Origin of the sequence: Candidatus Legionella polyplacis, assembly GCF_002776555.1 — a bacterium.
Taxonomy (GTDB): domain Bacteria; phylum Pseudomonadota; class Gammaproteobacteria; order Legionellales; family Legionellaceae; genus Legionella_E; species Legionella_E polyplacis.
On record NZ_CP021497.1, the window covers coordinates 135,576 to 149,932 of the forward strand.

Sequence of the window (14,357 nt, forward strand, 5' to 3'; positions counted from 1 at the left end):
CATAAACATTAAAATATCATTTTTATTTATATATAAATTATGATTATTCAAAATTCTAAAAAAAAATATAATTCTTTAAGAGAAAAACAACAAAAAATAAGAAAATCATTTCCAATTTTTTATCAAAATCTAGTATCTAATATAATATGCAAAAAAATTTCTTTATTAAAAAAATATTACTTATCTAAAAATATTGCTTTATATTGGCCAATAAAAGGAGAAATAAACCTTAATCCACTATGGTTATATTCTTTACTTAATAAAAAAAAATGTTATTTTCCTTTTATGAAAAAAAATAAAACATTATCTTTTTTACAAGCAAAATCTAATACTCCTTTTATAAAAAATAAATATAATATCTTAGAACCAGACTGTAAAAAATCAAAAAAAATAGCTCTAAAAAAATTAGATATTATCTTTATTCCAATTGTAGCTTTTGATAAAAATTGTAACCGACTAGGAATGGGTTATGGATACTATGATAGAACATTATCATATAAAAAAAATATACCCACTCTAATAGGTGTAGCCTACGATACACAATATATACATCACATTAATAAAAATCATTGGGATATAAGTATTAACCTAATAATTACACAATATTCAACATATTATAAAATAATTGCATAAAAATAAATCCTGTTATAAATAACAATAATATGTTATCCTTCCCATAATAAAATTAATTGAACTATATACAAAAAACATAATTAAAATATTAATATTTTAAAAATAAGAAATAAACTTTTAAAAATCAACAACAAATTACACATCTATTAAATAGATTGACAAAAAATAAAAATACAGACAATTAATAAAATTTATAAAAATATTAGTATAAAAACCAACTAACCATCACATAACAAAATGCTAGAAAATAATTTCTACAAAAAATTAAAAAACACTATACAAAACATATTAATACATTTAAATATAGTCACAAGAGAAGAATTTGAAATTCAAACAAAAGTACTTGAAAAAACAAGAGAAAAAGTAGAATTTTTACAACAACAATTAGAAGATTTTATTAAAAAAAATAAAATTAACAATAAATCAAAATAATATTCTCCTATTAAAATATTTGAAGGTTAACAAAAAACATTACTAAAATAATCAATAATCAAAATACACAAATCAACTAAAATATAAAATTAAAACTAAAATACAAGTAATACAAAAAATATATATTATTACTAAATAATAATAAATATAAATTTATAATTAAAAGCATTACTTTTTTTATAAAAAAAACATAATTTTTCAAATATACCTAATGAAAATTAATTTTACTAAAATGCACAGCTTAGGAAACGATTTTATCATCATAAATGGAATTTATAACAAAATTTCACTTACAAAAAAATATATAACAAAAATTGCAAATCGTCATACAGGTATAGGATTTGACCAATGTATAATCTTAAAAAAAAGTAATGACAAAAAAATTGATTTTTTATATACTATATACAATAGTAATGGTAAGGAAGTATTCCAATGTTGCAATGGAGTACGTTGTTTATATAAATTTATAACTCATAACAATATTACTCAAAAAAAAAGAATTACTATTGCCACAAAATTTACTAAAAGTATAACATTTTTAAATCAAAAAAAAACAATAACTACTATTATAAAAAAACCTAAATTAATAAATATTATTAAATCTTTTGATTACTTCAAAAAAAACCACTTTCATACATTATTTGTAAAAAAAACACTAAAATATAAAATATATACAATAGATATTGGAAATCCACATGCAATTATAGTTAAAAAAAATATTAATAAAATCTCTATAAAAAAAATAGGAAAACAAATCAGTAAACATTCATTTTTTAAAGAGGAAACCAATGTAGAATTTATGCAAATCATTAATTCTAATTATATTAAAATTCGTGTATATGAAAGGGGATGCGGAGAAACTAAATCTTGTGGAAGTGGAGCTATAGCATCAGCAATTATAGCAAAAATATTTTTTAACCTTAAAAAAAAAATTAATGTACTTTTTTCAAATGGAAAATTATCAGTATATTGGCCTTCAATATATAGTCCTATATATATTACAGGTCCAGCAAAAATAGTATATGAAGGAGTTTTGCAAATAATGTAATATTTAAAAATCAAAATTTAAAAATAACATTTTTTATTATATACAAAACAATTTTTTAATCTCATTAAAAATATTAATTTTAACATACAGAAATACTACAAAATTTTTACCACATTAAGATAAATAATCTATATAAATCATAAAAATTTCATCAATAAAATTAGTAAAAATTTAAATCTTATATTACTATAACACTTTTATACATTTATCAAATACTATCTAAAACTATAAAAAACAATGAATATAAAATATAACTGGATCAAAATCTCATTACCAATCTCAATTATTTTTTCATTCCGTATGTTCGGATTATTTATGTTATTTCCTATCTTTACAGTTTTATCATCTAAATTAAAATATGCAAATCATACACTAATAGGAATCGCTTTTGGAATTTATGGACTAACTCAGGGAATAATGCAAATTCCAATGGGGATTTTATCTGATTATTACAATAGAAAAATAATACTTACAATTAATTTGTTTTGTTTTTCTATTGGAAGTTTAATAGCTGCTTTAAGTAATTCAATTTATACTATGATCTTTGCTAGAAGTTTACAAGGATTTGGAGCAATAGGTAGTATTTTAATTGCATTGCTATCTGATTTAGTCTTAGAAGAAGAAATAACTAAATCTATGCTTATAATAGGAATTAATATTGGAATTACTTTTAACATTGCTATAATCATAAGTCCAATTATTACCTATTATTTTCAATTAAAAAGTATATTTTATATATCAACAATATTACCCATTATTGGTATAATTTTATTACATATCTCAGTACCAAACCCTAATAAAAAAATATTTTACCTAACAAAAAATCAAACTTTCTTACATATATTAAATACAGTTATAAAAAATAAAAATCTACAAAAACTAAATTTAAGTATATTTATACATCATTTTATTTTAACTACAACATTTTATGCATTACCAATAATACTAAAAAATTTATATTTATTTAAAGAAAAACAAAATGAACAATGGATCTTTTATTTCAAACTAATAATTCTTACATCAATAATTACTATTCCAATAATATTTTTTACCGAAAAAAATAAATTGACAAAAAAAACAATATTATATTCAGTAATTATTATTGAAATTTCACAAATATTTTTAACATTTTTAAATCAATACTCCTACTCATTATTATTTTTGCTTACATTAATATATTTCATTTCTTTTAATATCTTAGAAGCAAACCTTCCATCTTTGATATCAAAACAAGCATATCCTTCAACTAAGGGAACAGCCATTGGAATATACTCTAGTAGCCAATTTTTAGGAATTTTTATTGGAGGATTATTTAGTGGAATATTAGATTCTAATATAGGTATAATAGGAATATTTATAACTAATGCATGCATATCTCTAATATGGATAATTATTTGTTTTTACATAGAACCAAATATAAGGTTATTAATCTTGCCTATAAAATTTTTGAATTTTTATAAAAAAAATAATAAATATACTAATAATAATTGTATTATTATTAGTAATAAAAATAAAATTAAATTTTTTAAGAAAATAAATAAAATTCCAGGAATAAAAAAAATTTCTTTATCAAAAAAAGAAAAAAAACTTTATATATATATCAATAATAATCAAATAAAAAAAAATATACTATATAAATTGACAATATGTAATTTATTTATTATAAAAAAAAATTGAATCTATTTATAATTTGTTTTAAAATAATAAAAAAATTAATTATCAAATTTTAAAAATGTCTAGAGGAATAAATAAAGTAATATTGATAGGAAATGTAGGAAACACTCCAGAAATCAGATACATGTCCAATGGAAACCCGGTTGCAACACTTTCATTAGCAACAAATGAGATATGGAAAAACAAACAAACATTTGAAAAACAAGAAAAAACAGAATGGCACAGAATAGTATTTTTTAATAAACTCGGAGAAATCGTAAGAGAATATATAAAAAAAGGATCTAAAATTTATATAGAAGGAAGTCTAAGAACAAGAAAATGGCAAGATTCAGAAGGAAAAGATAAATATATAACAGAAATTATTGCCAATGACCTAAACATATTGGGAAATAAAAATAATAATCTATCTGAAACTATAATATCTGAAATTCCTGAAAAAAATATACAACAAAATAATTCTAAAAAATCTACTAGTACTGAAAATAATTTTCCTGTAGAAAATGTAAAGATAAAGAATGAACTATCAAAAAATATCTTTGATGAAATAAATGAAGAATTAAATAACGAATTAAACGATGAAATCCCATTCTAAATAAACATTATTGCATAACATACAACCATAAAAACATTTTTTTATTTAACTAACATAACTACAACCATTAAAGTATTATCTCCAGATCTATATCCACATTTTAATATCCTAGTATAACCACCTGACCTATTCATATACCTAGGACCTAAAACATTAAATAATTTTTTAACAACTTCCTTTGATCTTAACTTATTAAAAACACTACGACGAGCAGATACAGAATCTTTTTTACTAATAGTAATAATTGGCTCTATATATTTACGTAACTCCTTACCTTTATATAAAGTTGTTTTTATAATTTCATTTTTTATTAAAGAAACACACATATTAAAAAACATTAATTTCTTATGACTACTTAATCTATTAAAATTATTTCTACCACATCTATGACGCACAATATCCTCCAATCTATAATTAACAAAACACTTTTATATAAAAACTTACAAAACAAGTATAATATATCACTTTATATTTTAACAACAACATCAAAATATTTACTAAAAAATAACCATACATTTATTTTTGATCTTTACTATTAGGAGAAATCCAATTTTTAATAGTCATACCCAAAGATAAAGAACGAGATGCAAGAACATCTTTAATTTCATTCATAGATTTTTTCCCTAAATTAGGAGTTTTTAATAATTCAGATTCTGTTTTTTGTACTAAATCACCTATAAAATGAATATTTTCTGCTTTTAAACAATTTGCTGACCTTACAGTTAAATCTAAATCATCAACTGAACGCAATAATATAGGATCAAACATAAAAGAAGATTCTTTCTTTTCAATTTTTTCAGGCTCTTCAATCTTTATATTAATAAACGCTTGTAATTGTCTTTTCAAAATATACGCAGACATTTCAATTGCTTCCATTGGATTAATAGTACCATTTGTATATAACTCAATAATTAACTTATCAAGATTAGTTCTATTTCGTACCCTAGTACTATCAACAAAATAAGATACTTTTTTTACTGGAGAAAATATATTATCTATTTTTAAAACTCCAATAGATTTATTCATATTATTTTCCTCTTTATCATGATAACCTATACAAGATTCCGAAGAATAAAATCCAATACCTTTTATAACCTTTAATGACATATTTAAATATCCACTTTCATTTAAAGTTGCAATAACTAAATCCGGATTCATAATATCTACGCCATTAACTAATTCTATATCACCAGCAACAACTTCACATGGACCATGTTTCTTTAAATGTAAAATAACCTCTTCTTTGCTAGTCACCATTTTTACAGCAATCTGTTTTAAATTAAGTAGTATATTTACCACATCTTCTCTAACTCCATCAATTTTACTATATTCATGAGCTACATTTTCAATATTTACTTCAACTATAGCACTTCCAGGCATAGAAGATAAAAGAATTCTTCTAAGAGCATTGCCTAAAGTATGACCATAACCTCTTTCTAAAGGTTCAAGAATAATTTTAGAATAATTTACAGAATCTGAAGATACCCTCAATGCAGACGGAACTAACATTTCATTAATTTTATTATACATTTATATATCTCCAAAAAAAATAATAATTATTTTGAATAAAGCTCAACTACTAAATTTATATTGTAATCAGAAGATAAATCACTCATCGACGGATAAGAACAAAAAACTCCACTATATTCACTTGCATTAACTTTTAACCAATTAAAACTTATTTTTTGTTTAGAAAAATTAATAGCAGATTTAATCCTATCTTGATTTCTTGCTTTTTCACTAATACAAACGATATCATTTATCGATAAAAGATATGATGCTATATTAATAATTTTTCCATTCACTAATATACATTTGTGACTCACTAACTGCCTAGATTCTGCTCTAGTACTAGAAAAACCCATTCGATAAACCACATTATCAAGACGTCTTTCAAGAAACTGTATTAAATTTTCACCAGTTGAACCCTTTTTCATAGCAGCTTTTTTATAATAATTTCTAAACTGTCTTTCTAAAACTCCATACAATCTTTTAATTTTCTGTTTCTCTCTTAATTGAATCCCATAATCACTTAATCTAGATTTAATTCCAGATTTTTTTCCAGGTAAACTATCATATTTACATTTACTCTTATAATCACGTATACCACTTTTTAAATATAAATCTAAATTCTCTCTACGTGATAATTTACATTTTGGTCCAAGATATCTAGCCATATTTCTACAAATCTCCTTTAATTCAATATATTTATATTATATATATTAATAAACTATACTCTTCGTTTCTTTGGCGGTTTACACCCATTATGAGGAATACCAGTTACATCAGTTATCTGAATAATTTTAAAATCTTGAGAAATTAACTCTCTAATTGTAGATTCACGACCAGGTCCAGGTCCGTTAACTAAAACAATAACTGAATTCATTCCATACTTTTCTTTAACGACTTTCGCAGCTCTTTCCATAGCAACTTGTGCAGCATAAGGAGTACTTTTCCTTGATCCTTTAAATCCAGAACCTCCAGAGCTTTCCCAACATAAAGTATTTCCTTGTCTATCAGTAATTGTAATTATTGTATTATTAAATGATGCATGGATATGCACTATTCCATCTAATATAACACCTTTTTTATTCTTTCTCTGTTCTCTATTTTTTTCTATCATATTAACTCTATTTTACAATGTTAAAAATATAATACTTAACTATCTATTTCTTTTACTCTTCCTAGTTTTAGCATTTGTTCTTGTTCTTTGTCCTCTTACTGGCAAACATCTACGATGTCTATTCCCTCTGTAACATCCAATGTCAATCAATCTTTTTACATTCATAGATACTATACGTCTCAAATCTCCTTCAACATTAATTTTTGTAATCTCAGAACGCAAATTTGTTATATCAACATCCGATAATTCTGATATTCTAGAGCAAATATTGATATTTACTGACCTACATATATTTACAGCAGTAGACTTTCCTATACCATAAATAGACATAATTGCAATTACAATATGCTTATCATCTGATATATTTACTCCAGCAATACGTACCACAAATACCCCCTTTTTTTATTTCTTATACTATTAAAAAAAAAATATACTTTTAAAAAAAAACACTTTTATAAAAGTATTTAACTTTTTATAAATAAATCTTAACTAATATTAATAAAAAAATATTAATATAAAAATCATTACTTCACTATCCCTGTTTTTGTTTATGTCGTTTATCCTTATTGCATAAAACACGTACAACCCTTTTTCTTCTAATCACCTTACAATAACGACAAAATTTTTTTACCGATGTTCTTATTTTCATAATAATATAAAATAAAAATTTATCTATATAAAACAACAACATAAAAATATTTCTATTCACTATCTATTTAAATAAAACTTATAAAAACTTTGGCAATTTAATGCCTTTAAAATTAGCCTTTTTTATTAAAGAATCATATTGTTTAGTCATAAGATGAGCCTGTATTTGAGATATAAAATCCATAACAACAACAACCACTATCAAAATAGATGTTCCACCAAAATAAAATGGTACATTACACGTATACATTAAAAGTTGAGGTAATAAACACACTAACATTAAATATGTTGCACCAAATAAAGTCAACCTCATCATAACAGTATATATATATTTCATAGTTTGTTCCCCAGGACGTATACCTAAAATATAAGCACCAGATTTTTTCAAATTCTCCGCAGTGTCTTTAGGATTAAATACTAAAGTAGCATAAAAAAAAGAAAAAAACAAAATAGAAAAAGAATAAATAAACAAATATAAAGGTCTTCCAGGAGAAATTAATAAACCTATGTTATACAACAATCCTGTTATTTTTCCTTTCTCAAAAAACTGAATTAACATAGCAGGCAATAATATAATACTTGAAGCAAAAATTGGAGGAATTACACCAGAAACATTAATTTTTAATGGCAAATGACTACTTTGAGCAGCATATATTTTTCTTCCATAAGTACGCTGAGCATAATTAACACGAATACAACGCTGCGCTCTTTCAATAAAAACAACAAAACTGATAATAAATATCATCATTAACAAAAACAATAATAATACTAATATTTTCAACTTTCCTTCTCTTTCTTGTTGTACTACTCTAATGATAGAAGAAGGAATACTAGAAACAATTCCAGAAAAAATAATTAAAGAAATTCCATTTCCTATACCTCTTTCAGTAATTTGCTCTCCCAACCACATTAAAAACATCGTTCCAGTCACTAAAGTGATAACAGTTATAAAATAAAATAAAATATCTGAATACAAAACCATATCGTGAACCACTAACCATCTTGCCATACCTAAAGATTGAAATACAGATAACAATAATGTTAAATATCTTACATACTGATTTATTTTTTTTCTACCTAAAACTCCCTCTTTTTTTAACTGATCTAACGAAGGGATTACTAAAGATAACAATTGAACGATAATAGATGATGATATATAAGGAACTATACCAATAGCAAATACTGTAAATCTAGATAATGAACCACCAGAAAACATATTAAATAATCCAAATATTGTATTTTGTTGATTTTGAAAAAAAATACTCAACTCTCTTAAATTTAATCCAGGAACAGGTATATAGGATCCTAATCTATAAACCACAATAGACACAAAAAGAAAGAATAACCTAATATTAATTTCTTTTAAACCAGACTTTCTCACTATAATCCCTTTTTATGCTGTATAAAACAATATAAAATTTATAAAAAAATAACTATAATCAATTTATAATAAATTTCTTAGCACCTTTAGAAATTTTTAAACCTACAAATTTAAAATTAACAAAACATCTTTTCTTAGGTGCAATAATTTTTACATTCCTAATTATCCTTTTTATCAATTTAAATTTTTTTAAAATTTTTAAATCAATTTCCTTAACATTTTTTATTTTTAATAATTCATCTAATCTTAATTCTTTTGAAAAATTTTTTTTTACAGAATTAAAACCTATTTTTGGTACACGTCTATATATTGGAGTTTGTCCACCTTCAAAACCAATTTTATGAAAACCTCCAGATCTAGATTTTTGACCTTTATGTCCCTTCCCTGAAGTTTTTCCATAACCAGATCCAATTCCTCTTCCAATACGTTTTTTATATTTTTTCTTAGATAAATTACAAAAAACAAAATTTAAACTCATTAAATACATTCCTCATATTTCAACAAATATGAAACAACACTAATCAAACCACGAATTGAAGGATTATCAATTTTAATAACACTACTATTTACTCTTTTTAATCCCAGCTGTCTAATTATATTAACATGTTTAGATCTACACCCAATAATACTTTTTACCAAAGTAATTTTAATCTTTTTAATCATAACACACACACTATTTATTTAAATAAAGTATAAATATACTTAATAACCTACTTCTTCATTATAATTCTAATTTACCTCTTTTGGCTAAAACATAATCTGGAGTTTTAATATGCATTAAAGCTCCTATAGTAGCACGAACAACATTATTAGGATTTGTTGATCCAATACTCTTTGCTAAAATATTTTGCACACCTAATACCTCCAATACAGCACGCATAGCACCTCCAGCAATAATTCCAGTACCATCACTAGCCGGTTTCATAAAAACTTTAGATGCTCCAAAACTCCAAGTAATAGAATGATATATAGTTGTACCATTTAAATAAACATAAGTCATATTTTTCCTGGCTTTTTCCATAGCTTTTTGAATTGCAATAGGAACTTCTCTCGCTTTTCCCCTTCCAAATCCAACTTTTCCGTTTCCATCTCCTATAACAACTAAAGCAGCAAAACCAAAATCCCTACCTCCCTTAACTACTTTTGCTGTCCTAGTAATAGAAACTAATTTATCTTGATAACCTTCATTTTTCTTAAATTCACGAAATACCATAACGCTATAAATCCTATATTTAAAATTTTAAACCAGAAATTCTTATTCCATTAGCTAAAGATTTTATTCTTCCGTGATATTTATATCCAGATCTATCAAAAGCTACATAAACAATTCCTTTACTTATGGCTCGTTTACCTAATAAAATCCCAACTTGTTCAGATTGTTCAATTTTACTCTTATTGACTAAGTTTTTTTTAATTTCTTTATCAACAGATGAAGCATAAGTAACAACAAAACTACTTCTACCTTTATTTTTATAATCAATAATCTGTGCATAAATATTTTTAGAACTTCTATAAACTACAATCCTCGGTCTATTAGAATTATGTAATATAGTATATTTACTTTTTAAACATCTTTTTTTTCTAATCTTATTTTTACAAATCATAACTTTATTTCTTTTTAGACTCTTTAAGATTTATAACTTCACCAAAATAACGAATTCCTTTACCCTTATAAGCATCAGGAATCTTTAAATTACGAATCTTAGAAGCTACATCTCCTATCAATTGCTTATCTATACTATATAAATTAAGTATTGTACCATTATTCAATATTTCTATAGATACATTATTAGGAATATTATAGATAACTGGATGTGAATAACCTATAAATAAATTAATACTTTTATTTTTATCTAACCATTGAACTTTATAACCTATACCAAAAAATTCCAATATAATTTTATACCCATACATTACTCCGTAAACCATATTATAAACTAACGAACGAATGGTACCAGCCAAAGACCAACCATACTTATTTTCATTATCCGATACTGGAAAAATTTTTATACTTCTATCTTTACAAAGAATAATTACTCTATTATCATAACTTCTACACAATACCCCTTTAGGTCCCTTAATTTCTAGCATAAAATTCTTTATTGAACATTCTACATCTTTCGGCAAATTAATAATTGACTTAGCAACTCTAGACATACCTAATTTATCCTATATAATCTAAACAATATACAAAAAAAATTAAGATACTTCACAAATAATTTCTCCACCAATTCCATATTTTTTAGCTATTTTACTACTTATCACACCTTTAGAAGTAGACATAATTAAGATACCAAACCCAGGAACAAGATATAAATCTTTTACTTTTTTATAAATTCTTAATCCAGGCTTGCTAACTCTAAATATTCTATCAATTACAGGTCTTCCTTTATAATATTTTAACACCACACTTATTGATTTTATTCTAACATTCAAATTACATATATTATAATCTAATATAAATCCCTCTTCTTTTAAAACTAAAAGAATCTTCTCTTTTAATTTAGAATAATAAAAAACCACCCGATCACATTTAGAACGTTGTCCATTACGAATACGTGTTAACATGTCAGATATAGGATCTTGTATAGTCATAACATTATATCATTTTATAAATAATAAATATATTTTTATATAAAAATTACCAACTTGATTTTCTTCCGCCAGTAACATTTCCAAACATCAATTGTTTTCTTAAACAAATACGACATAGTTCAAACTTACGAAAAATCGCTCTAGACCTACCACACTGTTGACATCTCCTGTTATATCTTACAGGACTAGAATCAACAGGAAGCTTACTTAATTTAATTTGAGCATTTCTAATTTCATTTACCTCTACAGAAGATCTTATAACCTTTTTTAAATATATTCTTCTTTCCTTGTATTTTACAATTAATTTCTTACGCTTATTAATCCTAGCAATAACCGATTTTTTAGCCAAAATATTATCCCTTCTCTATTAAAATTTATTTTTATAAATAAAAAACTATCAATCACTAAATATTATACATTTTTACTAAAGGAAAATCAAAAGATTCCAATAAAAAAGCAGCTTCTTTATCTGTACAAGCATTTGTAACAATAGACACATCTAGTCCTCTAATACGATCAATCTTATCAAAATCAATTTCTGGAAAAACAATCTGTTCTTTAATTCCAAAATTATAATTACCAGTTCCATCAAATGATTTTCTACTTAAACCTCTAAAATCTCTAACTCTAGGTAAAACTATATTGATAATCTTATCAAGAAAATCATACATTCTATCTCGCCTTAAAGTAACTTTACATCCGATTTCAAAATTTTTTCTAATTTTAAAATTTGCTAAAGACTTTTTAGCTTTTGTTATAAACGGTTTTTGACCAGAAATTAAAATCATATCTTTAATTGCATGTTGTAAAATTTTTTTGTCATCTACAGATTTTCCAACACCCATATTTAATGTTATTTTTAAAATTCTAGGAACTTCCATAATACTTTTATAAGAAAAAACATCCATCATCTTTTTAATAATTTCTTTATTATAAAAATCTCTTAATCTAGACATTTTTTATTTTTTTTAAATACCTATTTTTTATATTAAAATTATCTATTACTTTTTTATTTAATTTGAAATATCTAACTTTATACTGAACATTATATTTATCAACTTTCACATACTTAAAACCAATTCTACCATATTTTTTAATATCACTATTATATAACCCAACATTAGAAATGTGTATAGGCATTTCTTTAAAAATCAAACCGCCTTCTTGACCAATTTTTGGATTTGGTTTAATTGCCTTTCTACATAAATTAATACCATCAACAATAACTTTATCTCCAATAACTTTTTTTATTTTTCCAATACTCCCTTTATTTTTCCCAACTAAAACTATAACCATATCATTTAACTTAACACGTCTCATATAATTTTCCTATTTTTTACAATACTTCAGGAGCTAAAGAAATTATTTTCATAAATCTATATCTTAATTCTCTTGTTACAGGACCAAAAATTCTAGTACCAAATGGTTCATTCTGATTATTTAATAAAACAACTGAATTTTCATCAAAACGAATTATAGACCCATCATCTCTACTTATTCCTTTTTTTGTTCTAACAATTACAGCACTCATTACATCACCTTTTTTTACTTTACCATTTGAAATCACATCTTTCACACTTATCTTAATAAGATCTCCAATATTAGCATATCTTTTTCTTGTACCACCAAGAACTCTGATACACATTACCTTACGTGCTCCGCTATTATCCGCTACATTAAGAACAGTCTGCACTTGAATCATATTAATTCACTTCTCATGACTAAATAAATAATATAAAAATAAAAATATTACAAAAAAATCAAAACTTATTTTTTACTTATCATAAATAACTTTCTAAAGAATAAATTTACAAATAAACATTATTTTAATGAGTTATTACTTCCAATAATATCCAACGTTTCTTTTTAGACAAAGGTCTAGACTCAACTATCTTAACTAAATCTCCAATTTTAGATATATGATTTGGATCATGTACATACAATTTCGTTGTCCTTCTCAATATCTTACCATACTTACAATGCTTTAAAACACGATTAACAATAACAACGACTGTTTTTTTCATTTTATTACTTATAATTTTTCCAATCATCATCTTTTTCATATTAACAACCTTCTATTAATCTAATAACCTTTCTTGTTTTTTTTTAAGTATAAAATAGTATTAATTCTAGCAATACCCCTATTAACTAACTTGATCCAATGATAACACTCTACAGGACCATATATTCTTTTCATTTTTAAATTAAATCTTTCTTTACTAAGAAGTAATAACTCCATTTCTAATTGATTTACACTTAAAATATTAAGTTCTTTACTTTTTTTTATCTTCACCATATAAATATTTTATATTACCTTTCTTTCTGCAAATACAGCTTTAAACGGCAATTTAGCTCTAGCCAAAACAAAAGCTTCAATAGCAAGTTCTCTGTTAACTCCTTCTATTTCAAATATAATTCTACCTGGCTTTATATTAACTACCCAATACTCAACATTTCCTTTTCCCTTCCCCTGTCTTACCTCAAGTGGCTTTTGGGTTATAGGTTTATCTGGAAATACTCTAATCCAAATTTTTCCATTTCTTTTAATATGTCTTGTCATAGCTCTTCTAGCTGCTTCAATTTGTCTAGTTGTCAATCTACCTCTACCAACTGATTTTAACCCAAATTCACCAAAACTAACTTTATTCCCTCTATGAGAATTTCCTTTATTCCTACCTTTCATTTGCTTCTTATATTTTGTACGTTTTGGCTGTAACATAATTTATTTCCT

25 protein-coding genes are annotated in these 14,357 nt (G+C 24.1%); 5 read left to right on the forward strand and 20 right to left on the reverse strand.

Annotated features, from left to right (window positions below; all coding sequences use genetic code 11):
• Positions 1-39: 39 nt before the first annotated feature.
• The 5 genes from CCU22_RS00650 to ssb all read left to right on the forward strand — a co-directional run bounded on the left by CCU22_RS00650 (position 40) and on the right by ssb (position 4,379).
• Positions 40-633 carry a 5-formyltetrahydrofolate cyclo-ligase gene (locus CCU22_RS00650; RefSeq protein WP_100114688.1) on the forward strand — a complete coding sequence of 198 codons (594 nt, stop codon included), beginning with the start codon at positions 40-42 and terminating at the stop codon, positions 631-633.
• 237 nt (positions 634-870) lie between these two features.
• The gene (locus CCU22_RS00655) at positions 871-1,065 is read left to right on the forward strand and encodes an accessory factor UbiK family protein (protein WP_100114689.1); all 195 of its coding nucleotides are present in this window, start codon (positions 871-873) and stop codon (positions 1,063-1,065) included.
• A gap of 211 nt (positions 1,066-1,276) precedes the next feature.
• Positions 1,277-2,113, forward strand: a complete 837-nt coding sequence (gene dapF, locus CCU22_RS00660; protein WP_100114690.1) for a diaminopimelate epimerase — start codon at positions 1,277-1,279, stop codon at positions 2,111-2,113.
• 237 nt (positions 2,114-2,350) lie between these two features.
• Positions 2,351-3,790, forward strand: coding sequence for an MFS transporter (locus tag CCU22_RS00665; RefSeq protein ID WP_100114691.1), 1,440 nt, complete (start codon positions 2,351-2,353; stop codon positions 3,788-3,790).
• Between the two features lie 55 nt (positions 3,791-3,845).
• Positions 3,846-4,379, forward strand: a complete 534-nt coding sequence (ssb, locus tag CCU22_RS00670; protein ID WP_100114692.1) for a single-stranded DNA-binding protein — start codon at positions 3,846-3,848, stop codon at positions 4,377-4,379.
• Positions 4,380-4,420: 41 nt separating this feature from the next.
• On the opposite strand, the gene rplQ is transcribed toward ssb, so the two are convergent.
• The 20 genes from rplQ to rplP form a co-directional block, all read right to left on the reverse strand.
• Positions 4,421-4,774, reverse strand: a complete 354-nt coding sequence (rplQ, locus tag CCU22_RS00675; protein ID WP_100114693.1) for a 50S ribosomal protein L17 — start codon at positions 4,772-4,774, stop codon at positions 4,421-4,423.
• Positions 4,775-4,895: 121 nt separating this feature from the next.
• Entirely contained in the window at positions 4,896-5,909 is a 1,014-nt protein-coding gene (locus CCU22_RS00680) for a DNA-directed RNA polymerase subunit alpha (RefSeq protein WP_100114694.1), read from the reverse strand.
• Between the two features lie 26 nt (positions 5,910-5,935).
• The gene (rpsD, locus tag CCU22_RS00685; RefSeq protein ID WP_100114695.1) at positions 5,936-6,556 is read right to left on the reverse strand and encodes a 30S ribosomal protein S4; all 621 of its coding nucleotides are present in this window, start codon (positions 6,554-6,556) and stop codon (positions 5,936-5,938) included.
• A gap of 53 nt (positions 6,557-6,609) precedes the next feature.
• The gene (rpsK, locus tag CCU22_RS00690) at positions 6,610-7,002 is read right to left on the reverse strand and encodes a 30S ribosomal protein S11 (protein ID WP_100114696.1); all 393 of its coding nucleotides are present in this window, start codon (positions 7,000-7,002) and stop codon (positions 6,610-6,612) included.
• Positions 7,003-7,041: 39 nt separating this feature from the next.
• Entirely contained in the window at positions 7,042-7,389 is a 348-nt protein-coding gene (gene rpsM / locus CCU22_RS00695; protein WP_100114697.1) for a 30S ribosomal protein S13, read from the reverse strand.
• A gap of 145 nt (positions 7,390-7,534) precedes the next feature.
• Positions 7,535-7,711, reverse strand: a complete 177-nt coding sequence (gene rpmJ, locus CCU22_RS00700) for a 50S ribosomal protein L36 (protein ID WP_454614414.1) — start codon at positions 7,709-7,711, stop codon at positions 7,535-7,537.
• A gap of 18 nt (positions 7,712-7,729) precedes the next feature.
• On the reverse strand, positions 7,730-9,031 hold the full coding sequence (gene secY / locus CCU22_RS00705; protein ID WP_233485115.1) for a preprotein translocase subunit SecY: 1,302 nt from the start codon (positions 9,029-9,031) through the stop codon (positions 7,730-7,732).
• Positions 9,032-9,089: 58 nt separating this feature from the next.
• Positions 9,090-9,509, reverse strand: coding sequence for a 50S ribosomal protein L15 (gene rplO / locus CCU22_RS00710; protein ID WP_199485681.1), 420 nt, complete (start codon positions 9,507-9,509; stop codon positions 9,090-9,092).
• Positions 9,509-9,694 carry a 50S ribosomal protein L30 gene (gene rpmD, locus CCU22_RS00715; protein ID WP_100114700.1) on the reverse strand — a complete coding sequence of 62 codons (186 nt, stop codon included), beginning with the start codon at positions 9,692-9,694 and terminating at the stop codon, positions 9,509-9,511. The genes rplO and rpmD overlap by 1 nt, the downstream gene beginning before the upstream one ends.
• A 58-nt stretch (positions 9,695-9,752) precedes the next feature.
• Positions 9,753-10,244 carry a 30S ribosomal protein S5 gene (gene rpsE, locus CCU22_RS00720; protein ID WP_100114701.1) on the reverse strand — a complete coding sequence of 164 codons (492 nt, stop codon included), beginning with the start codon at positions 10,242-10,244 and terminating at the stop codon, positions 9,753-9,755.
• Between the two features lie 19 nt (positions 10,245-10,263).
• On the reverse strand, positions 10,264-10,635 hold the full coding sequence (gene rplR, locus CCU22_RS00725) for a 50S ribosomal protein L18 (RefSeq protein WP_100114702.1): 372 nt from the start codon (positions 10,633-10,635) through the stop codon (positions 10,264-10,266).
• Positions 10,636-10,639: 4 nt separating this feature from the next.
• Positions 10,640-11,188, reverse strand: coding sequence for a 50S ribosomal protein L6 (gene rplF, locus CCU22_RS00730; RefSeq protein ID WP_100114703.1), 549 nt, complete (start codon positions 11,186-11,188; stop codon positions 10,640-10,642).
• 42 nt (positions 11,189-11,230) lie between these two features.
• Positions 11,231-11,626 (reverse strand): 30S ribosomal protein S8, encoded by a 396-nt coding sequence (gene rpsH, locus CCU22_RS00735; RefSeq protein ID WP_100114704.1) that lies wholly within the window; start codon positions 11,624-11,626, stop codon positions 11,231-11,233.
• A 46-nt stretch (positions 11,627-11,672) separates the two neighbouring features.
• Positions 11,673-11,975, reverse strand: a complete 303-nt coding sequence (gene rpsN / locus CCU22_RS00740; RefSeq protein WP_100114705.1) for a 30S ribosomal protein S14 — start codon at positions 11,973-11,975, stop codon at positions 11,673-11,675.
• A 55-nt stretch (positions 11,976-12,030) separates the two neighbouring features.
• Positions 12,031-12,582, reverse strand: coding sequence for a 50S ribosomal protein L5 (rplE, locus tag CCU22_RS00745; RefSeq protein WP_100114706.1), 552 nt, complete (start codon positions 12,580-12,582; stop codon positions 12,031-12,033).
• A complete protein-coding gene (gene rplX / locus CCU22_RS00750) occupies positions 12,575-12,946 on the reverse strand; it encodes a 50S ribosomal protein L24 (RefSeq protein ID WP_100114707.1) in 372 nt (123 codons plus the stop codon). Before rplX ends, rplE begins: the two co-directional genes overlap by 8 nt.
• A 16-nt stretch (positions 12,947-12,962) precedes the next feature.
• Positions 12,963-13,328 carry a 50S ribosomal protein L14 gene (gene rplN / locus CCU22_RS00755; RefSeq protein ID WP_100114708.1) on the reverse strand — a complete coding sequence of 122 codons (366 nt, stop codon included), beginning with the start codon at positions 13,326-13,328 and terminating at the stop codon, positions 12,963-12,965.
• A gap of 124 nt (positions 13,329-13,452) precedes the next feature.
• On the reverse strand, positions 13,453-13,689 hold the full coding sequence (gene rpsQ, locus CCU22_RS00760; protein ID WP_100114709.1) for a 30S ribosomal protein S17: 237 nt from the start codon (positions 13,687-13,689) through the stop codon (positions 13,453-13,455).
• 20 nt (positions 13,690-13,709) lie between these two features.
• Complete coding sequence (rpmC, locus tag CCU22_RS00765; protein WP_100114710.1) at positions 13,710-13,922, reverse strand: 50S ribosomal protein L29; 213 nt, start codon at positions 13,920-13,922, stop codon at positions 13,710-13,712.
• A 9-nt stretch (positions 13,923-13,931) separates the two neighbouring features.
• Positions 13,932-14,345, reverse strand: coding sequence for a 50S ribosomal protein L16 (rplP, locus tag CCU22_RS00770; protein WP_100114711.1), 414 nt, complete (start codon positions 14,343-14,345; stop codon positions 13,932-13,934).
• Positions 14,346-14,357 lie beyond the last annotated feature (12 nt).